General features: G+C 66.0%; 23 protein-coding genes and 1 tRNA gene. 12 read left to right on the top strand and 12 right to left on the bottom strand.

Annotation, left to right across the window (positions count from 1 at the left end; translation table 11 throughout):
• Nucleotides 1–58: 58 nt before the first annotated feature.
• Nucleotides 59–652: a TetR/AcrR family transcriptional regulator gene (locus AC5Y7D_RS17290; RefSeq protein WP_499926282.1), complete on the bottom strand. Its 594-nt coding sequence runs from the start codon at nucleotides 650–652 to the stop codon at nucleotides 59–61.
• Nucleotides 653–854: 202 nt separating this feature from the next.
• Between AC5Y7D_RS17290 and AC5Y7D_RS17285 the strand changes: the two genes are divergently transcribed.
• From AC5Y7D_RS17285 to AC5Y7D_RS17265, 5 genes are all read left to right on the top strand, one after another.
• Nucleotides 855–926 (top strand) — tRNA-Gln (locus AC5Y7D_RS17285).
• Nucleotides 927–1,043: 117 nt separating this feature from the next.
• On the top strand, nucleotides 1,044–2,519 hold the full coding sequence (gene glmU / locus AC5Y7D_RS17280) for a bifunctional UDP-N-acetylglucosamine diphosphorylase/glucosamine-1-phosphate N-acetyltransferase GlmU (protein ID WP_499926092.1): 1,476 nt from the start codon (nucleotides 1,044–1,046) through the stop codon (nucleotides 2,517–2,519).
• A 73-nt stretch (nucleotides 2,520–2,592) separates the two neighbouring features.
• Nucleotides 2,593–3,573: a ribose-phosphate diphosphokinase gene (locus tag AC5Y7D_RS17275; protein WP_499926090.1), complete on the top strand. Its 981-nt coding sequence runs from the start codon at nucleotides 2,593–2,595 to the stop codon at nucleotides 3,571–3,573.
• Nucleotides 3,574–3,930, top strand: coding sequence for an arsenate reductase (glutaredoxin) (gene arsC, locus AC5Y7D_RS17270; protein WP_499926089.1), 357 nt, complete (start codon nucleotides 3,574–3,576; stop codon nucleotides 3,928–3,930).
• Nucleotides 3,931–3,962: 32 nt separating this feature from the next.
• Entirely contained in the window at nucleotides 3,963–4,589 is a 627-nt protein-coding gene (locus AC5Y7D_RS17265; protein WP_499926280.1) for an LpqN/LpqT family lipoprotein, read from the top strand.
• A 44-nt stretch (nucleotides 4,590–4,633) separates the two neighbouring features.
• Here AC5Y7D_RS17265 and AC5Y7D_RS17260 read toward each other — a convergent pair whose 3' ends face one another.
• The 5 genes from AC5Y7D_RS17260 to AC5Y7D_RS17240 are packed head-to-tail and all read right to left on the bottom strand — an operon-like array spanning nucleotide 4,634 to nucleotide 8,010.
• Nucleotides 4,634–5,641 carry an aromatic/alkene monooxygenase hydroxylase subunit beta gene (locus tag AC5Y7D_RS17260; protein ID WP_499926087.1) on the bottom strand — a complete coding sequence of 336 codons (1,008 nt, stop codon included), beginning with the start codon at nucleotides 5,639–5,641 and terminating at the stop codon, nucleotides 4,634–4,636.
• Nucleotides 5,642–5,643: 2 nt separating this feature from the next.
• Nucleotides 5,644–5,949 (bottom strand): MmoB/DmpM family protein, encoded by a 306-nt coding sequence (locus AC5Y7D_RS17255; protein WP_499926085.1) that lies wholly within the window; start codon nucleotides 5,947–5,949, stop codon nucleotides 5,644–5,646.
• Entirely contained in the window at nucleotides 5,946–6,275 is a 330-nt protein-coding gene (locus AC5Y7D_RS17250; protein WP_499926083.1) for a Rieske 2Fe-2S domain-containing protein, read from the bottom strand. The genes AC5Y7D_RS17255 and AC5Y7D_RS17250 overlap by 4 nt, the downstream gene beginning before the upstream one ends.
• The gene (locus AC5Y7D_RS17245) at nucleotides 6,268–6,513 is read right to left on the bottom strand and encodes a toluene-4-monooxygenase system B family protein (RefSeq protein ID WP_499926081.1); all 246 of its coding nucleotides are present in this window, start codon (nucleotides 6,511–6,513) and stop codon (nucleotides 6,268–6,270) included. The genes AC5Y7D_RS17250 and AC5Y7D_RS17245 overlap by 8 nt, the downstream gene beginning before the upstream one ends.
• A 9-nt stretch (nucleotides 6,514–6,522) precedes the next feature.
• A complete protein-coding gene (locus AC5Y7D_RS17240; RefSeq protein WP_499926079.1) occupies nucleotides 6,523–8,010 on the bottom strand; it encodes an aromatic/alkene/methane monooxygenase hydroxylase/oxygenase subunit alpha in 1,488 nt (495 codons plus the stop codon).
• Between the two features lie 352 nt (nucleotides 8,011–8,362).
• Between AC5Y7D_RS17240 and AC5Y7D_RS17235 the strand changes: the two genes are divergently transcribed.
• The 5 genes from AC5Y7D_RS17235 (at nucleotide 8,363) to AC5Y7D_RS17215 (ending at nucleotide 12,386) form a co-directional block, all read left to right on the top strand.
• A complete protein-coding gene (locus AC5Y7D_RS17235) occupies nucleotides 8,363–8,887 on the top strand; it encodes a MarR family winged helix-turn-helix transcriptional regulator (protein ID WP_499926278.1) in 525 nt (174 codons plus the stop codon).
• Nucleotides 8,888–9,137: 250 nt separating this feature from the next.
• Complete coding sequence (locus AC5Y7D_RS17230) at nucleotides 9,138–10,007, top strand: oxidoreductase (RefSeq protein WP_499926078.1); 870 nt, start codon at nucleotides 9,138–9,140, stop codon at nucleotides 10,005–10,007.
• A gap of 128 nt (nucleotides 10,008–10,135) precedes the next feature.
• Nucleotides 10,136–10,792, top strand: coding sequence for a 50S ribosomal protein L25/general stress protein Ctc (locus tag AC5Y7D_RS17225; RefSeq protein ID WP_499926076.1), 657 nt, complete (start codon nucleotides 10,136–10,138; stop codon nucleotides 10,790–10,792).
• Nucleotides 10,793–10,798: 6 nt separating this feature from the next.
• Nucleotides 10,799–11,374 carry an aminoacyl-tRNA hydrolase gene (gene pth, locus AC5Y7D_RS17220; protein ID WP_499926074.1) on the top strand — a complete coding sequence of 192 codons (576 nt, stop codon included), beginning with the start codon at nucleotides 10,799–10,801 and terminating at the stop codon, nucleotides 11,372–11,374.
• Between the two features lie 52 nt (nucleotides 11,375–11,426).
• On the top strand, nucleotides 11,427–12,386 hold the full coding sequence (locus tag AC5Y7D_RS17215; RefSeq protein ID WP_499926072.1) for a hypothetical protein: 960 nt from the start codon (nucleotides 11,427–11,429) through the stop codon (nucleotides 12,384–12,386).
• A gap of 199 nt (nucleotides 12,387–12,585) precedes the next feature.
• On the opposite strand, the gene AC5Y7D_RS17210 is transcribed toward AC5Y7D_RS17215, so the two are convergent.
• The 6 genes from AC5Y7D_RS17210 to AC5Y7D_RS17185 all read right to left on the bottom strand — a co-directional run bounded on the left by AC5Y7D_RS17210 (nucleotide 12,586) and on the right by AC5Y7D_RS17185 (nucleotide 19,641).
• Nucleotides 12,586–13,539: a DUF302 domain-containing protein gene (locus tag AC5Y7D_RS17210; RefSeq protein WP_499926070.1), complete on the bottom strand. Its 954-nt coding sequence runs from the start codon at nucleotides 13,537–13,539 to the stop codon at nucleotides 12,586–12,588.
• A gap of 104 nt (nucleotides 13,540–13,643) precedes the next feature.
• Complete coding sequence (locus tag AC5Y7D_RS17205; protein WP_499926069.1) at nucleotides 13,644–15,278, bottom strand: fatty acyl-AMP ligase; 1,635 nt, start codon at nucleotides 15,276–15,278, stop codon at nucleotides 13,644–13,646.
• Between the two features lie 251 nt (nucleotides 15,279–15,529).
• Entirely contained in the window at nucleotides 15,530–16,492 is a 963-nt protein-coding gene (locus tag AC5Y7D_RS17200) for a 4-(cytidine 5'-diphospho)-2-C-methyl-D-erythritol kinase (RefSeq protein ID WP_499926067.1), read from the bottom strand.
• A gap of 59 nt (nucleotides 16,493–16,551) precedes the next feature.
• On the bottom strand, nucleotides 16,552–17,496 hold the full coding sequence (gene rsmA, locus AC5Y7D_RS17195) for a 16S rRNA (adenine(1518)-N(6)/adenine(1519)-N(6))-dimethyltransferase RsmA (RefSeq protein WP_499926276.1): 945 nt from the start codon (nucleotides 17,494–17,496) through the stop codon (nucleotides 16,552–16,554).
• Nucleotides 17,460–18,587, bottom strand: a complete 1,128-nt coding sequence (locus tag AC5Y7D_RS17190; RefSeq protein ID WP_499926065.1) for a resuscitation-promoting factor — start codon at nucleotides 18,585–18,587, stop codon at nucleotides 17,460–17,462. The genes rsmA and AC5Y7D_RS17190 overlap by 37 nt, the downstream gene beginning before the upstream one ends.
• Nucleotides 18,588–18,795: 208 nt before the next feature.
• Nucleotides 18,796–19,641 carry a TatD family hydrolase gene (locus AC5Y7D_RS17185; RefSeq protein ID WP_499926063.1) on the bottom strand — a complete coding sequence of 282 codons (846 nt, stop codon included), beginning with the start codon at nucleotides 19,639–19,641 and terminating at the stop codon, nucleotides 18,796–18,798.
• A gap of 56 nt (nucleotides 19,642–19,697) precedes the next feature.
• Here AC5Y7D_RS17185 and metG point away from each other — a divergent pair, with 56 nt between their 5' ends.
• Nucleotides 19,698–21,272, top strand: a complete 1,575-nt coding sequence (gene metG, locus AC5Y7D_RS17180) for a methionine--tRNA ligase (RefSeq protein ID WP_499926061.1) — start codon at nucleotides 19,698–19,700, stop codon at nucleotides 21,270–21,272.
• Between the two features lie 239 nt (nucleotides 21,273–21,511).
• Complete coding sequence (locus AC5Y7D_RS17175) at nucleotides 21,512–21,877, top strand: PAS domain S-box protein (protein WP_499926059.1); 366 nt, start codon at nucleotides 21,512–21,514, stop codon at nucleotides 21,875–21,877.
• Nucleotides 21,878–21,893 lie beyond the last annotated feature (16 nt).

Genomic DNA, 21,893 nt, shown 5'->3' with positions numbered 1-21,893 from the left:
TCGGGCTGCTACCAATCACAACAGCAGGCGCTTGCGAAGTTCTTGCATGCGTGCGCACCTACTCGTCCCGTAGCTGCGGATCGGCCTCCAGGTGGGTCAGGCCGTTCCACATCAGATTGACCAGGTGCGCGGCGACCACTTCCTTCTTCGGCTCCCGCGTGTCCAGCCACCACTGGGCCGTCATCGACACCGAGCCCACCAGCGCCTGGGCGTACAGCGGCGCCAGGTCGGGATCCAGTCCGCGGCGCGCAAAATCCCCGGCGAGGATCGAGCTGACCTGGCTGACGGCATCGTTGAGCAGGCTGGAATACGTGCCGGAGCTGATCGCGGCCGGCGAGTCGCGGATCATGATTCGGAACCCGTCGGTTCGCTCTTCGACGTAGGTGAGCAGGGCCAACGCCACCCGCTCCACCCGCACCCGGGACCGGTTGTTGGTCAGAGACGAGGTGATGCCGTCCAGCAGCGCCGACATCTCCCGGTCCACCACGACCGCGTACAACCCCTCCTTGCCGCCGAAATGCTCGTAGACGACGGGTTTGGACACGCTGGCGCGCTGGGCGATCTCCTCGATCGAGGTGCCCTCGTAGCCCCGTTCGGCAAACAGCGATCGGGCAATGCCGATGAGTTGGCGCCGGCGCTCGCTGCCGGTCATTCGGGCGCGCGGCGTGCGTGCTTCCTTGTCCGGGCCCTTATCCGGTTCAGCCACGTGCTCAGGGTATAGGGGTGTAGCCAGTGTGCACTGATGGATCTGCGGGTGCGTGCACGGCGGTGAAATCGCTATTGGGGCCGCAGTGGGCGCACAGCCAGCGCAGTAGACGCACACTCCACGCGGCAGACTAAAGTCTCAGGAGCAATCCGTCGTGGTGTAATCGGCAGCACCTCTGATTTTGGTTCAGATAGTTCAGGTTCGAGTCCTGGCGACGGAGCTTCGCTCATATGCCGCTGAAGCCGCTTTTTGCCGCGAGCGTGCCCTAAATGCCACTCTTAACGGCGTGTCGGCGTGCAGGTGCGCACGCTCGCCAGGCGAAACTTGAGGAGAGTTGATGAGTTCTCGTGGTGACACCGCGGTTCTGGTCCTCGCGGCCGGGCCCGGCACCCGGATGAGGTCGGACACGCCCAAGGTGCTGCACTCCCTCGGCGGGCGCAGCATGTTGTCGCACTCCCTCCACGCGATGACCAAGCTCGCGCCTCAACATCTCGTCGTTGTGCTGGGCCATGACCACCAGCGCATCTCGCCACTGGTCGCCGAACTGGCCGAGGATCTGGGCCGGACCATCGACGTCGCATTGCAGGACAAGCCCAGGGGCACCGGTGACGCGGTGTTGTGCGGCCTGTCCGCTCTGCCGGCGGACTACGCCGGCATCGTCGTCGTCGCGGCGGGCGACACCCCGCTGCTGGACGCCGATACTCTTGCCGACCTGATCGCCACACACAGCGCCGCCGGGCAGGGTCAGGGAGCCGCCGTCACCGTGCTCACCACCACGCTTGACGATCCGCACGGGTACGGCCGCATCCTGCGCACCCAGGACAACGAGGTCATGGCGATCGTCGAGCAGACCGACGCGACGCCCTCCCAGCGCGGGATCCGTGAGGTCAACACCGGCGTCTATGCCTTCGACGTCGGCCCACTCCGGTCCGCGCTGAGCAGATTGAGCTCCAACAACGCCCAGCAGGAGCTCTATCTCACCGACGTCGTCGCGATCCTGCGCCGCGACGGCCACACCGTCAGCGCCCAGCACATCGAAGACAGCGCCGTGGTTGCCGGCGTCAACAACCGGGTCCAGCTCGCCGAGCTGGGCGCCGAACTCAACCGCCGGATCGTGGCCACCCACCAACTGGCCGGTGTCACCGTGATCGACCCCGCATCGACCTGGATCGACGTGGACGTGACGATCGGTCGTGACACCGTCATCCACCCGGGCACTCAGCTGCTGGGCCGCACCCGCATCGGCGCTCACTGCGGGGTCGGGCCCGACACCACCCTGACCGACGTCAGCGTCGGTGACAACGCCACCATCTGCCGTACCCACGGCACGTCGGCGACCATCGGCGACGGCGCCACCGTCGGACCCTTCACATTCCTGCGGCCCGGAACCGTTCTCGGTGCACAGGGCAAACTCGGCGCCTTCGTGGAAACCAAGAACGCCACCATCGGCAGCGGAAGCAAGGTGCCGCACTTGAGCTACGTCGGCGACGCCGACATCGGCGAACACAGCAACATCGGCGCGTCCAGCGTGTTCGTCAACTACGACGGCACCACCAAGAGCCGCACCACCATCGGCTCGCATGTACGCACCGGCTCGGACACCATGTTCGTCGCCCCGGTGACCGTCGGCGACGGCGCCTACACCGGCGCCGGAACCGTGGTGCGCGAGGACGTCCCACCGGGTGCGCTGGCGGTGTCGGCCGGCCCGCAGCGCAACATCGAGAACTGGGTTCAGCGCAAGCGGCCGGGCACCCCCTCCGCGGAGGCCGCTGATCGCGCCACCCGCAACCTCGAAGCCGATGAGACACCGTGATTTCGTTTCTCGGTAACCCCGCTACGATGAGGCGTTCCTTTACTTTCGATCCCGACACGGCGAGGGCAGCCCGGTGAGCCACGACTGGACCGATAACCGCAAAAATCTGATGCTCTTCAGCGGCCGGGCCCACCCGGAACTGGCCGAGCAGGTAGCCAAAGAACTCGACGTCCACGTCACCGCGCAGACGGCGCGCGACTTCGCCAACGGCGAGATCTTCGTGCGCTTCCAGGAATCGGTCCGCGGCTGCGATGCGTTCGTGCTGCAGTCATGCCCGATGCCGGTGAACCAGTGGCTGATGGAACAGCTGATCATGATCGACGCGCTCAAGCGGGGTAGCGCCAAGCGGATCACCGCGGTCATGCCGTTCTACCCGTATGCCCGCCAGGACAAGAAGCACCGCGGCCGCGAGCCGATCTCGGCACGTCTGGTCGCCGACCTGCTCAAGACCGCCGGTGCGGACCGGATCGTGACCGTCGACCTGCACACCGATCAGATCCAGGGCTTTTTCGACGGACCCGTGGACCACATGCGGGGGCAGAACCTGTTGACCGGCTACATCCGGGACAACTATCCCGACAGCAACATGGTCGTGGTCTCCCCCGACTCCGGACGGGTGCGCATCGCCGAGAAGTGGGCCGACGCGCTGGGCGGCGTGCCGCTGGCCTTCATCCACAAGACCCGCGACCCGCGGGTGCCCAACCAGGTGGTGTCCAACCGCGTGGTCGGTGAGGTGCAGGGACGCACCTGTGTGCTGATCGACGACATGATCGATACCGGCGGCACCATCGCCGGGGCAGTCAAGCTGTTGCACAACGACGGCGCCAAGGACGTGATAATCGCGGCCACCCACGGAGTGCTGTCCGACCCGGCGGCCGAGCGCCTGGCGGGTTGCGGTGCGCGCGAGGTGATCGTGACCAACACCCTGCCCATCGGTGAGGAGAAGCGATTCCCGCAGCTCACCGTTCTGTCCATTGCGCCGCTGCTGGCCAGCACCATCCGTGCCGTCTTCGAGAACGGCTCCGTCACGGGACTGTTCGACGGAGACGCCTAGATGACGGGTACCGGGGGCAAGACCGTCATCTATCACAACCCCAAGTGCAGCACGTCGCGCAAGACGCTGGAGTTGTTGCGGGACAACGGTTTTGAACCAGAGGTGGTCCAGTATTTGAAGACACCACCAGCGCGGGACGAGTTGGTGCACATGATCAGGGATGCGGGCATCGAGGTGCGTGCGGCGGTGCGCAAACGCGAACCGCTCTACGCTGAACTCGACCTCGCCGATGCCGGCGACGACGAACTGCTGAATGCCATGGTTGACCACCCCATCCTGATCGAGCGGCCCTTCGTGATCACACCGAAGGGCACCAGGCTGGCCCGTCCGATCGACGCCGTGCGCGAGATCCTGTGACGGCCAAGACGATACGTGTCTGCGCGGCTGCCATGGTGGGGGCCGCGCTGACATGGTCGACGGCCGCCTGCGGACCCAAGACCGCCGACTACCAGTCGATCTGGACCACGCCGTCGACGGCCAACACCTCACCCACGCCCGCCGAACCTCTGGTCCCGCTGTCGAAGTATCTGGAGAACGAAGGCGTGCTCGGCGACGCGGTACTGCCGACGGACCTGACCGACCTGGTCGTCTCGATCCCCACACCGCCAGGCTGGAAACCGCGCGCCGTCGACTCCAAGAGCGCAACGAAAGCGGTGATGATCTCCAAGGGCGACAGCTATCCGGCGGCCATGCTGATGGTGTTCAAGCTGCGGGGAGACTTCAATCCTGCCGAGGCGATCAAGCACGCCAACGCCGACCTTCCGGACAGCTTCCACCAGTTGGACGCCTCCACTGCCGACTACAACGGCTTCCCGTCGTCCATGGTCCAGGGCACCTATGAACTCAAGGGTGCCCGGATGCGCAGTTGGAACCGAGTCGTCATCCCCACCGCGGCGCCGCCGGGCAACCAGCGGTACCTGGTGCAGCTGATCATCACGAGCCTGGCCGAACAGGCCGTCTCGGAGAGCAACGACGTGGAGGCGATCATCCGCGGATTCGTGGTGGCCAAGAAGTAGCCGCGCCGCCGTGTCGCACCGAGGCGGGAGTCGGACGGCCTGCGTCAGCTACGCCAGGAACCGCCGAAACGATCGGTCGACTCCGCGACGCGACTGAGCACGACGTCCACGGTCTGGGCGTGCGGCGCGTCGGTGAAGACTTCGGCGAGTGCGCCGATTGCGTTGCCGACCAACGGTTCCCAGTTCGCCGCCCAGCCCAGGATCACGTCCTTGTTGACGGCCCGACCGGCAACTGCGTACTTCGCCAGCGCAGCGCTCCATGCTTGGCTGCGGGTGGTGTCCACACGGGACTCTTGCAGCAGCGCTGCCGTGAGGCCGTCACCGTTCGCCGCGGCGAGGCTTGCCAGCGCCTCCTTGAACAGGGCATCCAGGGCCGGCTTCACCACCAGGTTCAGCGCGACGAACGCCTCGCCCCAGTCATAAGCCAGCAGCAACCGCTCCAGCGCTTCCCGCGCCGGTTGCCATACCTCGTCGAACTCCCAGACCCGTCGCGTGGTTTCGGAGTTGGCGAGTTCGGCTCCGTGCTGCAGCGACAGCGACTTGGCGCGGTAGGCGATCCACTGCAGTGCACGCAGTTCGTCGGCCGCCTGAAAGAAGGCCGCGTTGGTGATGTAAGCGCTGGGGGCCAGCTGGCCTAGGTAGAGCGCGGAGAGTTGCAGCACGTGGTGCACGAAGCGAGCCGGCACATAGATCCGTCCCAACACCGCCACCCAGGAAGGATCCAGACCGGCATCGTGGTCGAGCGCCTCGTAATGGTCGACGACGCCCTCGGCATACACCTCACGATCGTGCTGCAAAGCGACGTAACGGCGATAGTTCAGCGCGGCGGGATCGCGGAAGCCCTCCCAGTCGTCGGTCTGCAGCGGCGAGCCTTCACGGTGTTTGAGGTACCACTGGTTGATGGCGCTGTGTGGGTCGAGATCGAACGGGGCAGGTTGGCGGTTGTAGTGGTAATGGAAGCGACCGGTCACCACCTCGTACTCGGTGGGCTTGCGACGTGTGTCGCCCAGTACGCTCCAGGTCTTCAGCCGGCGCGGTGCCGCGGTGGTCATGGTCAGTCCTCCCGTTCCAGGTACCAATGCAATTCGTTGTCTCCGACATAGCGCATCCGGCCGGCAAAGCCCGCAATGGCGGGCTCCAGGGAGGCCAGTGGAATAGGTTCTCCCGCAGCATCTTCCAGACTGGTCCGGGTCACTCGAAGAAACCACGGCGCGTGTATCCGCACATAACCCGCCTGGTCGTCAACGGTGACGTCGGCGTCGGGATTGTCGACGGCGATGGCCTCGGTCAAGGCGCTGACGATGTCGGGGTCGAACCCGCGCACGATGGGCCCGACCAGCTTGCCGTCGGCGGCGGTCATGCGTCGTCTCCGACCAGTACGGCGATCTGATCGGCCTCCCGGCGGACCTGGTAGCTGCGTAGCCGGCAGGTGTCGGGGTTGACTCCGGCGCCGGTGGCCAGGTCGAATTCCCAGCTGTGCGCGGAGCAGGTCAGCACCTGGTCGACGACTTCGCCGTCGGCCAGCGGGAATCCGGCGTGCGGGCAACTGCCGTCGTAGGCCCGTATCTCCCCATTTCGCAAGTGCGCCAACAGGATCGGCTGGTCACCGGCATAAAACTCCCCGACCTCGCCCTCCCACAGTTCGTCTATGGTGGCGACCGGCGTCCAGACAGTGACGCTAGGCATAGTAGGCCTCCACATGATCGAGCGGCCCCACTCCCGAGGCACCGATCAGCGCACCTGGGTCGAGGGCGATGCCGTTGTGGCGCAGCCGGATCGGTGCGTCGCGTTGGGCGACGCGGCGGCCCACCACGTGGTGGGCGATTTGTTGCCCGACCGATTCGACGGTGTCGCCGTCGTCGACGGGAATGAGCAGTTCGAGGATGTCGCCCTCGAACAGCGCGGTCAGCGGTAGCAATGCCATGATGATCTCCTAGCGCTTCTCGGCCCAGGCGTAGTTGTCGGCGTCCTGCCCCTGCTCTTCGGCAGGCAACCCGAAGTACTCCAAGACGGTGCCGAGGTCAGGCGGGCTGATCTCACCCGAGAGCACGCGGTCGATCAGCGACTGGTGGCCGGCGAAGCGCTCCGGGCGCTGGGTGAAGATCCACTTGCACGGCTCAGAGCAGAACAGATATCGGCGGCCGTTGTGTTCGTGGCTCAGCGGCGCAGGGTCGGTGTGCGCGCCGACGATGACGCCGGCGGCACGAACGATCGGCAGCTGGCAAAGATTGCAGGTGATCGGCAGCGTTTCCGGCAGCGTCGCAGCGATGTCACCGTTGCGGACGTTCTCGGTGATGACATCCCAGTGCCGCCCGAAATCGCGGTTCCAGCCGGGGTATTTCTCTTCCAGCCAGAGACGTTCTTCGGGTGACACCCCGGCGTCGGGGTTCCACCACACGGTGGGCCGGTAGTTCCACACCCCGAGATGAATCGCGTGGTGGTACCACGTCAGCTCGTTGATGAATTCTTCCCAGTACCAGGGATGTTCGAGCCCGAAGTCGCGGAACTGGTCGGCGAACTGGGTGACCACCCAGTCTTCGATGAACTCCTTGAAGCTCATCCGACGACTCTCCAGCGGGGTGTAATAGTCCATCGACAGACCGGTCAACAGCGCGAATATCCGCCAGGACCGCCAGAACATGTGATCGATGAGGAACTGTCCCCACTCCTTCTCCCCGTTCTCGATGAGCACCTTGATGGTCGGCTCACCTTGCTGGGCATGCCGGGCCTCGTCCGTTTGAATCGAAGAGATGAGCGCGCCGAATTCGAGGTCGCCGACGTCGATGGCGTCCGCGGCCATGCCCAGGAACTGCAGATTGGTGAAACCGGTTTCCAGCGTGAAGGTCAACTGCAGCGCGATCGAGGTCGCATCGTTGGCCACGAACATGTCGTCGAACAAATAGCGCACTGCCAGCACGATCCAGTTGTTGGTGTGGAACGCCTTGAGCGCCCAGTCGCCCCGGGGTTCCTTGTCGAGCAGACCGTACGGGAAGAACGCTTGGATCTGACCGTGCCGGACCTCGTCGAGGGTGCCGAAGGTAGCGGTATTGCGCCACGCGGCGGACCGGCCGAACCGTCCCATCCGAGCCTCCCCGATCGAAGCGAGGTACTCGGGCATGGTGATCGCGCCGTAGTGAGCGACGATGACGGATCTCCAACCAGGGTCCAACTGCGAGAACAGCTTTGAACGTCCAATGGTGTTCTTCAGGGAATAGGTGGTGGTGTCCTTGGTGACCTGGTTGTGCACGTATTCGCGGTAGCCGATCTTGTACGGCTCGTCCCACTTCAGCCAGGCTTCGGTGGAGACGCGGTGGGATCCCGACAGTTCTTCCGGGAACACCTCGTCCTCGGTGACGTAACGAAAGTTCCAGTTGGTGTCGCGGGCCAGGTCATACCAGTCACTGCGAGAAAGTTTGGGCATGGCGTATTCCTGATCGGTCGTGGAGCCGGTCGTGGGCTGCCGGCTCGACGGTGTGCGCATCTGCGCTGATGCTCCCCTGCAGTGTGGGAGAATTACCGAGGAATCCTAACTATTAGGATCACGTTGATTTTCTGTCGCAGGCTTGGGTTGGCGGCGGCAGTACCATCCAGCGAGGTGGCCCAGCGAGCAGACGCCAGGAGACGAAGGTGACAATGGCCCCGCCGCGGGGAGGCGGCTTCGGCCGCGCCGCAATCACGGAAGAAGCGGTCCGCTGAGAGCCGACGGGGATCGCCATCCCAGCCTGGACGCGAAGATCGTCGCGGCCCTCGACCGCGTCGGCGGCGCCTTGCAGGTGCTGTCCCGCAGGGTTGCGGAAGCACATGACCTGTCGAGCACCCAGATGCGGGTACTGGGCTGGCTACATACGGGTCCGCCGCCACAGGCCCGAAGCAGCGTGCTCGCAAGGGAACTCGACGTCGCCGATCCAACAATCAGTGATGCGATCGGCGCGCTGATCCGCAAAGGCCTGGTCGAACGTCGCCGCGATCCCGCCGACGGCCGAAGCCATCATCTGATACTCACTGCGGCAGGCAGGGCTCTTGCCCCCAGCGTTTACCGATGGAGCGCACGGGCCGAGATCGCGATCTCGAAGATGGAGCGCGAGGAAGGTGAACGCGTGTTGGACGGCCTGCTGCACATTTTGGCCAGGTTGCATGCGGCCGAGCTGCTTCCGGTGACCAGAGCCTGCACCACCTGTGTGTTGTTAGAGGTCACCGCAGCCGAGCCGAGGGCCTACCGCTGCGGCTACTACGGACTTCCCATGCAGACGTCAGACCTGCGGGTGGACTGCGCGGACCATCTGGCCGCCGACGGGTGATCGTTCGGATCAGTTGCGCTGCAACACTTCCTGCAACAGCTGCACCCGTACGATTCGCGGTGAGATGACAGCCGCGCGCCAATATCCTTGTTGCCCAATTCCTTCAGCCGCCAGGCGCGCCACGTCGAGTTCCGTCGGCGTCAAAGACGCGCAGCGTCCAGGTCACCACAGGCCAGTGCGGCCTCGGCGAACGGGGTGATACCGCCGCTGTTCGACGGTTGTTGGGCCGGCCTACCTAGAGTGGTCGACCATGGGCAACTGGACAGCGGCCGACCTACCCTCATTCGCCGGCCGCACCGTCGTCGTCACCGGCGCCAACAGTGGGCTCGGTGAGGTGACGGCCCGCGAGCTGGCTGGCCGCGGCGCCAAGGTCATCATGGCCGTTCGAAACACCGCCAAGGGCGAGAATGCGGCGCGGAAGATCAGTGGACTGGTGGAGGTCCGCGCACTCGAACTGCAGGACCTGTCGTCCGTCCGGCAGTTCGCCGACACGGTCGACCGCGCCGACATCCTGATCAACAACGCCGGCGTCATGGCCGTCCCCTACGCGGTGACCGCCGACGGATTCGAGAGTCAGATCGGCACCAATCATCTCGGCCACTTCGCGTTGACCAACCTGTTGCTGCCCCGGCTGTCCGACCGGGTGGTGACGGTGTCCTCGATGGCGCACTGGCCGGGCCGGATCGACCTGGCCGACATTAACCACCAGACCCGCCGCTACTCGCCGTTTCTCGCCTACAGCCAGTCCAAATTGGCCAACCTGCTGTTCACCAGCGAGCTGCAACGACGCCTCGACGCGGTCGGTTCGCCGCTGCGCGCCCTGGCCGCTCACCCTGGCTACTCGCGCACCAACCTGCAGGGCGCCTCCGGGCACAAACTCAGCGATGCCGTGATGTCGACAGCCACCCGCATCGTCGCGACTGATGCTGACTACGGGGCCCGGCAAACGTTGTACGCCGCGTCCGCGGACCTGCCCGGAGACAGCTTCGTCGGCCCCCGCTTCGGCTACCTTGGCCGGACGCAGCCGATCGCCCGAAGCCGGCGGGCCCGCGATATGCAGGCCGCCGGCGCGCTGTGGGAATTATCGGAGCAGCTCACCGGCACCGAATTTCCGCTCTGAGCCGCCGGTGCGATACCCTGACTCGGCGTCACGGCGAGGGTGGCTGGCCACAGGACCAGCACCGTTATCGACGGAGACCGGCATTCTGTCGCGATCCCTGGCCGTGCCCTACACACAGGAGCGACAACATGGCTAAAGCTGCAGTCAACCAACTGACCGCCACGGTGCGTACCGAGACCGGCAAGGGCGCATCCCGCCGGGCCCGCCGCGAAGGCAAGATTCCCGCCGTCCTCTACGGCCACGGCGCCGACCCGCAACACCTCGAGTTGCCCGGGCATGACTTCGCGGCAGTGCTGCGCCACTCGGGCACCAACGCCGTGCTCACCCTGAACATCGCCGGCAAGGAACAATTCGCGCTGACCAAAGCGCTGGAGATCCACCCGATCCGCCGCACCATCCAGCACGCCGACCTGCTTGTCGTGAAGCGCGGGGAAAAGGTCACCGTCGAGGTGAGCGTTGTGATCGAGGGCGAGGCCGGACCCGACACCCTGGTCACCCAGGAGACCAACGCGATCGAGGTCGAGGCCGAGGCACTGTCGATTCCCGAGCAGTTGACCGTGTCCATCGAGGGCGCCGCCGCCGGCACCCAGTTCACCGCCGGCCAGGTCGAGCTGCCTCGCGGCACCACCCTGGTCTCCGACCCCGAACTGCTCGTGGTCAACGTGGTGCAGGCGCCGACGGCCGAGGACCTCGCCGAAGAGGGTGCCGGCGAGGAAGGCGAGGCCGCCACAGACGAGGGCGAAGCCGGCGAGGAGGCCGGCGAGGCCTCCGACGAGTCCGAGTAGCGCAACATGGCCGAACCCCTTCTGGTGGTCGGCCTGGGCAACCCGGGCGAGAACTACGCCCGCACCCGGCACAACGTCGGGTTCATGGTTGCCGACCTCCTCGCCGCCCGGCTGGGTGCGAAGTTCAAGGCGCACAAGCGTTCCGGCGCCGAGATAAGCACCGGCCGGTTGAGCGGGCGCTCGGTGGTGCTGGCCAAGCCACGCTGCTACATGAACGAGTCGGGGCGCCAGGTCGGGCCACTGGCCAAGTTCTATTCGGTGCCGCCGGCCGACATCGTGGTGCTGCACGACGAACTCGACCTCGACTTCGGGCGCATCCGGCTCAAGCTGGGCGGCGGCGAAGGTGGTCACAACGGGTTGCGCTCGGTGGCTGCCGCCCTGGGCACCAAGGAGTTTCAGCGCGTCCGGATCGGTATCGGCCGTCCGCCCGGGCGCAAAGATCCTGCGGCCTTCGTGCTCGAGCCCTTCAATGCCACCGAGCGCGCGGAGGTGCCGACCATCTGCGAGCAGGCGGCCGACGCCACCGAATTGCTCCTCGAACTGGGCCTCGAGCCCGCGCAGAATCGCGTGCACGCGTGGTAGGCCCTCCCCCACCCGGTCCGTGACCCCGGCCCGGATGCGCAGAATGGGAGATATGCGGTGCTCCGTATACCCGTCGTTGGCGACCGCGCTGTTGCTGGCGACAGCGGGTTGTGCGCCACCGCCGACCCCACCGGCGGCCCGGCTCTCCGATCTGTGCTCGACGCTGCCGGTCGCTGACGTTCAGGCCACCTACCGGCGCCTGACACCCACGATGTGGGTGACAAAGCGTCTGGACGACTCCAAGTTCCACACGGCAGGCATGGCGTCGTGTCATTACGGCCCCAAGGACGACCTAGGCGGCGTCGCACTGAGCGTTCCGATCGGCGGGCCGGTTGCCGAAGTCGCGGACCTCATCGGCGGCAGCCGCGCCCGTGTCCAAGAGGTCGCCGTCGATTCCGAGAGAGCGTTCTTTCTGCGCTCGGAGTCGGAGGCGGTGTCGGCGATTGCCGTGGATCACGGCTCGACGCAGTTCGTCGTCACCTGGACACCACTGCTGGGTGCACCGAACGAGATGGCCACCCAACAACAGGTGATCGCCCTGGCCAAGACCGTGGCCAACCAGCTACCGACGGATTTCGTTCTGCCCCAACAGGACATCGCCGCCGAGTGCGCCGGTGTGCAGGCCGCCGAGCAGATCGTGGGCGGACAAGTGTTGATGGCACGCGGGAGCGCCGACGGCGACACACTGCATTGCGACTACCTCGGTCGCACAGGCATTCTCAGAGCGAGCGCCACCAGGGAAGCGGACCGATTCGTCGATGACCAGCTTCGGATTCTGCGGGGCAGCCCGCAGCACCTCATCGACCCGCCGGTCGACGACAACGTCGCGCTGATGGTGCTCAGCGGCAGCAGCATGTACCTCGAGGGCTATCTGACCGGTTGCTGCTCGCTGAGATTCGAACACCGGGCCATCAACGACACACTGGACTACAGCGGCGAATTCACCGCGGCCCAGCGTCAGTTGGTCACCACCTTCGTCGCGGCGGCGCGCAACTGGTCACGCCGCCATTGACGCCGCGTGCCTCTACCCGCGCGCCCGCCCCTACCCACGCGCCCGCCCCTACCCGCGCGCCCGCCCCTACCCGCGCGAGCAGACACAAAATCGCGTGATCAAGGCAACAAAACGTGCGATTTTGCGTCTGCTCGCGCTACTAGTGCAAGCGCTACTAGTGCTCGCGCTACTAGTGCAAGCGCTACTGGTGCAAGCGCTACTACTGCTTGCCGGCCGCGGCATCGACTGTGGCGCGGATGGTCTCGGACATTTTCTTCCCCGAGTCGGCAAGGGCCGGATCGACCGCGGCGAACTCCGGCGCCGGATCGAAATAGCTGATGTGAGCCGGGCCGCCGCGGCCGTTCACCCATACGTGCACGCGCACCGGAACCACCGCACCGATCGCCTGGGTGGTGCCGAAAAGCGTCTTGCCCAGCTGTGGATCACCCAGGAAGAAACTGTGCGCGTGTTGCGATTGCAGGCCGATCGCCTTCAGCCTCGACTCCTCGTTCAAGTCGCCGAGGACGACCAGGCCGTGCTTGTCGGCGGCATCGTGCAGGGCGCCGATCGTCGCCTCGAACTCACCGCTCGCGGTGAGGGTGACCAAGTTTGTTTCGACTGTGGTCGTGGTGGCCGGACCGCCGGCGGCGCCTTCGGCGATGGTACGGATTGCTTGCGACATCTGCTGTCCGGCATCGCTGAGCGCCGGATCGATGGCGGTGAACTCCGATGCCGGATCGAGATAACTGATGTGGGCCGGTCCCTGAACGTCGACCCAGACATGCAACCGGACCGGAACCACAACCCCGATGGCGTTGGTGGCCTCGAAGAACGTCTTGCCCAGCTGCGGGTTGCCGACGAACAAACTGGCCGCGCCTGGCAACTGCAGCCCGTCCGCGGCCAGCTCGGCGTCCTGGTTCACCTCGCCGACGATCATCATGCCGCGGTCGGCGGCCGCCTTGTTCAACGCATCGACCGTTGCCTCGAAGTCCCGGTTAGCGACGTAGCTGAAGTACTTCGTCGAGACGCGGCGGGTCCCGTCTAGCGGTCCGGAACTCGTCGGTGCCGCGGTGGGATCCATGCTGCGGCCGTCGTGGCAACCGGCAAGCGTGGCGGCCCCGATACACACACCCACGACGACCTGCGCCAAAAACGCTCGCGATGCCAACAACATCGGTGCTGCTCCCTTGACTCGACGGATCGACGTCCCATGAGAATTCACCATGACCGGCTTAGTTCTCAATAGCTGTCGGCCATGTCCTCCGTCGCGAGCAGGAGCTAGGTGACCAGGGTGACCGAATTCGACCGACGCAGCTTGCCCGACGGCGTCTTGGGAATGGTGCCGGGTCCCAGGACGACGACGTTGCGGGGCCGTACGTCGACCTCCTTGACGACCTCGTGTGCCACCTGGTGCTCAATGCGGCGCACTTCGGCCGGGTCCTCGAAAGCGTTCGACTCGACGGCGACGGCGAACGACTCGCGGGAATGCCCGGCGTCCAGCCGCACTGCCACCGCACAGCCCGGGCGGACACCCTCGACGCGCCCCGCGGCCCGCTCGATGTCGGTCGGGTAGATGTTGCGGCCGGCCATGATGATGACGTCCTTGACCCGTCCGCAGACCACGACGTGGCCCTCGTCGGTCAGGTAGCCGAGGTCGCCGGTGTCATACCAGCCATGCTCGTCCTGAGCCGGGATGAAGCCACCCATCGTGATGTAGCCCGGCGTGAGCGACTCGCCACGCAGCTCGATGACACCGACGCCGCGGGCCGCCATCACGTTGCCGTTCTCGTCGACGACGCGGGCCTCGAGATCCTTCAGCAGCGGCCCGAGTGTGGCCAGCCGGCGGGTATTGCCCTTGGTGGCGGGCACGGCCCGGCGCAGCGCGGCCATCAGGTCGGCGTCGACCTCATCGACAACCAGACCCGAGTTGCACTTGGAGAAGGACACGGCCAGGGTGGTCTCGGCCATGCCGTAGGCCGGCAGGATCGCCGACGACCGCAGGCCGAACGGCTTCCCCGCGTCCAGCAGGTCCTCGACGTCGGCGGGCTCGACAGGCTCAGCGCCGGACAGGGCGAAGCGCAGCGTCGACAGGTCGAAGTCGCCCGGCTTGGCGTTGCGGCGCAACCGCTTGGCCAGCAGCGCGTAAGCGAAGTTGGGCGCCGCGGTCATGGTGCCCTTGTACTTGTCGATGAGCTTGGCCCACAGCAGCGTGTCGCGCAGGAAGTCCATCGGCGTGACCTTCACCAGCTCGGCGCCGAAGTACATCGGAATGGTGAGGAAGCCGACCATGCCCATGTCGTGGAAGCAGGGCAGCCAACTGACCATCACGTCCTTGTCGACGTCGTACTCGGCGCCGATGAACATCGCCTCGGCATTGGAGTAGATGTTGCGGTGGGTGATCTGGACGGCTTTCGGGGATCCGGTGGATCCGGAGGTCAACTGCATCAGCGCCAGGTCGTCCTCACCGACCTCGATCGGGTCGATCGGCTCCGAGGCCAGCAGGTCGGCGACGGTGAGGACTTTGATGCCCTTCTCCTGCAGCACCGGGATGGCCACCGTGAAGGGCTCAGAGACGATGACGGCCTTCGCCTCGATCATGCCGATGACGGTCATCGTGTCCTCGGCCCACACGGCCAGGTCGGTGCGCGGGGTGGGCTGGTGCAACATGGTCAGGCTGGCCCCGCGCATCCAGAGGCCCTGGGCTGTCGGGGCGATCTCGACCGGGTAGCCCGCCAGAACGCCGACGGCGTCGCCGAGACCGACACCGGCGGCGGCAAGGCCACCCGCGATGCGCCGGGCGCGCTCGTGGACCTCGCCCCAGGTGTGCCGAACAGGTTCGTGGGGTTCACCGGTGACCATGCCCGTCGTCGCGGTGCGGGCATTGCGGAACATCTTCTCGGTAAACCTGCTCACGCAAACCTCCTCGGTACTAGCGCTGTCCCCAAGGTCCGAACATTCATGTTGCACTCGCCACATCACGCTCAGAGGCAGGCGCGCGCACACGTTGGACAGCGTTTAGGTCTCGATTTAGTGGAGAGGTGCGACCCGACTCTGGGCTACCGGTACTCGCCACCGCGGCTTATCTTAAGCAACTCTTAAGTAACTGCCAAACCCTTGCGCCATTTGAGTTCGATGTCACAGTCGGGTTGGCCGCGGCCCCGGATTCAGGCGCCGGGAGTCGCGGGCGCCGGCACCACCCGCGCACCTGGCACCGGTCCGGTGGCGACGCGAACGGTACGGCATACGCCCGCCCCGGACAGCTGGGTCCCGACATCAACTGCAGACTCCGCCGAGTCGCACAGAAACGCACACGTCGGACCCGAACCGGACACGATGCCGGCCAGCGCGCCCGCCTCCACCCCGGCCCGCAGGGCCCGCCGCAACGCGGGGTCCAGGCTCACCGCGGCGGCTTGCATCTCGTTGCCCAGCAGCGGCGCCAGCTGCTTGGGGTCGCCGGACGCCAGGGCGGCCAGCACCGGCCCCGGCTCCTCGAGGCGGGGCGGATCACCGACGTCGCGGAGCCGGTCCAATTCGGCATACACCGCCGGGGTCAGCAATCCGCTGTCGGCGAAGGCCAGCACCCAGTGAAACGTGTTCCGGGACAGCACCGTAGCCAGTTCCTCGCCGCGGCCGGTCCCCAGCGCGGTGCCGCCGTGCAGCGCGAACGGCACGTCGCTGCCCAGCTGCGCGGCCAGCAGCCGCAGGTCACGCCGCGGCAGGTTGAGTTCCCACAGGGAGTTCATCGCCACCAACACCGCCGCCGCGTCGGCGCTGCCGCCCGCCATGCCGCCGGCCAGCGGAATCGACTTGTCGATCAGGATCGACACGTCGGGCGCGCGGCCCACGTGATCGGCCATCAGCTCAGCGGCCCGCCAGGCGAGGTTGCGTTCATCGGTGGGCAGCTTGTCGGCACCCTCGCCGACGTGCTCCAGCGAGAGCACATCAGCGTTGCGGACCGTCACCTCGTCGAACAGCGACACGGCGTGGAACACCGTCGTCAGCTCGTGGTAGCCGTCCTCGCGGCGGTCACCGACGGCAAGGTAGAGGTTTACCTTTCCCGGCACCCGAACGGTGGTAGACCCGGTGGGCACCCATAGCTCGGCGGTGTTGCCGTCAGATGCGGACACCGCAGCAGACTATCGCTGCCGACCACCGACCACACGCAGCGGCACCGTGCCGGCCGGCCTCAGCCGGTGGACGCAGCCGCGGAATCCGGCGGTGCGCCGGTACCGAGGTCCCGTTCGCCGGACCGCTGCAGCAGCCGGACGAAGTCCTCGATCGAGAGCGTCTCGCCCCGACGGGAGGGGTCGATACTGGCCGCCAGCAGCCGATTGGCGGACTCGTTGCCGGATCCGGCCCACTCCACGAACGCGTTGCGGGACGTCTTGCGCCGCTGCGCGAAAGCGATGTCGACCAGCTCGAAGACCTGCGTGCGGAAAGCATTGCCGGTGGGCCAGGGCGACGTCTCGTAGCGGTCGATGCGCACCAGCCCGGAGTGGACGCGCGGAATAGGCCAGAACACCGTCGGCGACACCGTCCCGCAGCGGCGCACCCGGCCGTAGAAGTTCGCCTTGACGCTGGGCACCCCGTATTCCTTGCCGCCCGGCACGGCGGCGAGCCGTTCGGCGACCTCGGCCTGCACCATCACGGTCACGGTACGAATGGAGGCGAATTCGGCCAGCAGATGCAACAGCGCGGGAACCGCGACGTTGTATGGCAGGTTGGCCACCACCGCGGTCGGCTGGACGGCCAGGTCTTCGCTGCGCAGTGTCAGGACATCGCGATTCAGCACGGTCAGCCGCTGGGCTTCGCTGTCGGAGTGCTCGGCCACCGTCTGCGGCAGGCGGTCGGCCAGTACCGGGTCGATCTCAACGGCCGCCACGGTCGCGCCGCGGTCCAGCAGCGCCAGCGTCAGCGATCCAAGCCCCGGCCCGACCTCGAGGACGACGTCGGACTTGCCCACTCCGGAAACCGTGACTATCCGGCGTACCGTGTTGGCGTCGTGCACGAAGTTCTGGCCAAACGATTTCCGCGGGCGGAAATCAAGCTCCCTGGCCAAACGCCGGATTTCGGTGCGTCCCAGCAACCGAATCGTCAGTGCGCACCTACTCGTCCACTGCACACCGGCCAGGCGCCCCAGCCCTGACGTTGCCGGGTCACTTCGGCGATAGCGATCTGCTCCTCGCGGGTGGCCATGTCGGCGCGGGGCGCATAGCGCAGCCCGCCGTTGGCTTCCCAGGTGCCCTGGTCGAACTGCACGCCGCCGTAGAAACCGTTTCCGGTGTTGATCGCCCAGTTTCCACCGGCCTCGCAGCCTGCCAGCGAGTCCCAGACGGTTCCGTCACTGACCGGCGGCACCTCGGTGCCCGGTTTCGCGCCGACCCGCACCACGGCTTCGCGCGGTGGGGTCACCACCACGTTCGCGATCGGGAGCCGGCCGGTCTCCACGCCGTTGATCTCGGCCACGGAGAAGATCACGTCCTGGGTGCCTGGGCTGCCGGGATCTTCCACAACCTCGCGGCTCATGTTCATCTCGGGGTCCTCGATGCGGCGCGCGGGGGGCGGCAGCGGCATCCGCTCGGTGACCCGTTCGATGCGGTTGCGGGTGACCTGGATCTGCATGCCCTCGCTGATCGGTGTCGTCGGCGCCGGGAAGACCTGATCGCTGTCCTGCAGCGGTGCCCCGGCTGCGCTGAGTAGCGCGGCGACATTCGGTGCCGGCAGGTGCACGGTACGGACCACTCCGCCGTCGTCGATCTGCACAGTCTTGGCGCTGACGACCGGCAGGGCCATGCCTGCCAGCGGAACGCGACTGGCGCGCGACGCGGCAGCGGGGGCGGTGTCGGTCATGGCCAGCTGCGCCAGCGCCTCGTCCACGGTCGATGCCGTAGTCCACACCTGCCGGGAATTCTGGCCGTCCAGCGTGATCTCCAGCGGCCTGCTGCGCCGCAGCACGATGGTTGCCGCGTCACCGACCGCGACGTCACCGGCAGGGTACAAATCATCGCGTGCCTCGACGGCGAACCCGTTCTCTCGGACGATGTCGATCACCCGCGACCTCATGGTCTGCACCCGAATGGAGGTGCCGTCCACGGTCAACGTAACGGTCTTGGATGCCGAGACGGCGTATCCGCCGGCGCCGGCCAACACCAACAACAAGGCGCCAACCAGAAGGCGCAACGCAGGCGATTCGGTCCGATGAAGTTTAGTAAGCAAATTCAATGTCAATCCCTGCATATCCCATGTCTGTTCCGACCTACAACGAGCCTTACGCAGCAACAACGCAGCAAAAGTTCCGAGACGAGCCACCGACCATATTCAGCTGAAATGACAAATGGGCCCCAGAGGCCCACCCGTTCGATCACAAGACGGTAACGGGCGGACCATTGCAGGGCAACTCCTGCGCGCCCAGGTCGGGATTCTTCCGCGCCTAAATCTTCGGGGGCGGATCCAGTCGATAGGCCCGGCGAGCATTGCTGGTAGTGATTTCCGCTAATTCTTCCGGCCGGCGATTCAGCAGCTCAGCGAGGGCGCGAACGGTGTAAGGCAGGCAATAGGACTCGTTTGCCGCGCCCCGGTACGGGTGCGGAGTCAGAAAAGGTGCGTCAGTTTCGACCAATATCTGCCCCAGCGGAATCAGCGGAACGGCTTCGCGCAGGTGGCGGGCGTTTCGGAAGCTGACGGTGCCCGACAGGCTCAGCAACCATCCCGCCGAAGAGCAGGTGCGAGCCATCTCACTGTCCGACGAAAAACAGTGGAAGATCACAGTCTCGGGAGCACCCTCGGCTCGCAGGACGTCCAGCACCTCCCGGTCCGCCTCGCGGTTATGGATCATCAACGGCTTACCGATCCGCTTGGCGAGGTCGATATGCCAGGCGAAGGCCTCGCGCTGCACGTCCGGCGGGGCGCAACCGTCGAGCCGGCCGGGCCAATACATGTCCATGCCCGTCTCGCCGACCGCCACCACCCGGGGGTGGGCCGCGAGTTCTTCGATCCGGGCGCGGGCGACCCCGGTCAGCGCGTTGGTGCGCGTCGGGTGCAGTGCCACCGCCCCGTAGACCCGGGGATCCCACTCGACAGCCTGGGTCACCCAGTGCGCCGATTGCATGTCATCGGCGATGGTGACGACGGCGGTCACCCCGACCGCGGCGGCACGGTCGACCAGGGCGCGAACCCCGTCCGCGTCGGAGACGCCGCAGGCGTCGAGATGGGTGTGCGCGTCGACCAACGGCGTAAGCGGCTCCGGCGCGGGCGGTGCTTTTCGTATGGCGCTCACCCGCCCACGATATGCACACGCGGGCTACGGACCCGCCCGATTAGGGTGGAGCCGCAATGAACCAACACCAGGACGAGCAGAAGCCGTACTACGTCACGACCGCGATCGCCTATCCCAACGGCGCACCACACATGGGTCACGCGTACGAATACATCGCGACCGATGCGATCGCCCGCTTCAAGCGGCTCGACGGTTTCGACGTGCGCTTCCTGACCGGGACCGACGAACACGGCCTCAAGGTCGCCCAGGCGGCCGCGGCGGTGGGCTTACCGACCGCCGAGTTGGCCCGGAGCAATTCCGATGTGTTTCAACGCATGCAGGAGAAGCTCAACATCTCCTTCGACCGGTTCATCCGGACCACCGACCCCGACCACCACGAGGCGTCCCAAGAGATTTGGCGCCGCATGGAGGCGACCGGCGACATCTACCTCGACAACTACGCGGGCTGGTACTCGGTGCGCGACGAGCGGTTCTTCGTCGAGTCGGAGACTCGACTGCTCGAGGACGGCAGCCGGATCGCGGTCGAGACCGGGACCCCGGTGACCTGGACCGAGGAGCAGACCTACTTCTTCCGGCTGTCGGCGTATGCCGACAAGCTGCTGGCCCACTACGAAGCGCATCCCGAGTTCATTGCGCCGGAGACCCGCCGCAACGAGGTGATCAGCTTCGTCTCCGGCGGGCTGGACAATCTGTCGATATCTCGCACCTCGTTCGACTGGGGCGTGCAGGTACCCGAGCAACCCGACCACATCATGTACGTCTGGGTCGATGCGCTGACCAACTATCTGACCGGGGCCGGCTATCCCGACACCGGCTCGGAGTTGTTCCGTCGCTACTGGCCCGCCGACTTGCACATGATCGGCAAGGACATCATCAGATTCCACGCCGTGTACTGGCCGGCCTTCCTGATGTCCGCCGGAATCGATTTGCCGCGAAGGGTTTTCGCGCACGGCTTTCTGCACAACCGGGGCGAGAAGATGAGCAAGTCGGTGGGCAACATCGTCGACCCGGTGGCACTGGTCGACACCTTCGGGGTGGACCAGGTTCGCTACTTCCTGTTGCGCGAGATCCCTTTCGGGCAAGACGGCAGTTACAGCGACGAGTCGATCGTCACGCGGATCAATACCGACCTGGCCAACGAGCTGGGAAATCTGGCGCAGCGGTCGCTGTCGATGGTCGCCAAGAACCTGGGCGGGGTGGTGCCCGAGCCCGGGAAGTTCGTCGACGCGGACCTCGAGTTGCTGGTGACGGCCGACGGACTACTGGATCGCGTGCGTGGCCATTTCGATTCGCAGGCAATGCATCTGGCACTGGAAGCGATCTGGTTGATGCTCGGCGATGCGAACAGGTACTTCTCCGCACAGCAACCGTGGGTGTTGCGCAAGGGCGAGTCGGAGGCAGACCAGGACCGGTTCCGGACCACGCTCTACGTGACGTGCGAGGTGGTTCGTATCGCGGCGTTGCTGGTGAGTCCCGTCATGCCGGATTCGGCGGGCAAGATGCTGGACCTGCTCGGGCAATCCGGTGAGCAGCGGACGTTCGCCGCCGTCGGGGTTCGGCTGGTGCCTGGCACGGCGTTGCCGACACCGTCCGGAGTGTTCCCGCGGTATCAGCACCCCGAAGCCGAGTGAGCGGAACGAAGTGACGGGAACGAGGCGAGCATCCCAACCCGAAGCCGAGTGAGCGGAACGAAGTGACGGGAACGAGGCGAGCATCCCAACCCGAAGCCGAGTGAGCGGAACGAAGTGACGGGGCCACATCACGAAGCTGGATTCGGGTTTTGGTGGCTAGCGGTGTGAGGCTGCGCTCATCAATGGGCCATAATCGGCAAGTGGAGCGAAGACGGAATCGGCAACCCAGCCAATCGCCGATGACCACCTTGAAGCAATTGCCTGCATTGGTGGTGCTCGAGCGCATCCCGGTTCCCGTCCTGGCCATCGCAGACGATGGCAGCATTTTGTTCACCAACACCGCGTTCGCACAGATGGTGGGTTGCGATCCGGAAGAGGTGCTGGCGCTTCGTTTCCACGAGATCTTCCACCAGGCACCGGAGTCGGAATCCTCGTTGCTCTCGTTCGTCCACGCCCTGGCCAACATGGTGGTCGAGCTGGCCCACAAAGACGGCTCGGTGGTGCGCGCGTTGATGAGCAGATCGGCGGTCAGGCGCGCCGACGACAAATTTGCTCTCGCGGCTTTCCAGGACCTCACCGAGCAGCTGTGGGAAGAAGAGCGCTAGCGACGAAGGCGATGGA

Source organism: Mycobacterium sp. NGS49, from assembly GCF_059812565.1.
The sequence above is the reverse complement of the archived record's forward strand: the minus strand, read 5'-3'. Positions and strand labels throughout refer to the sequence as shown.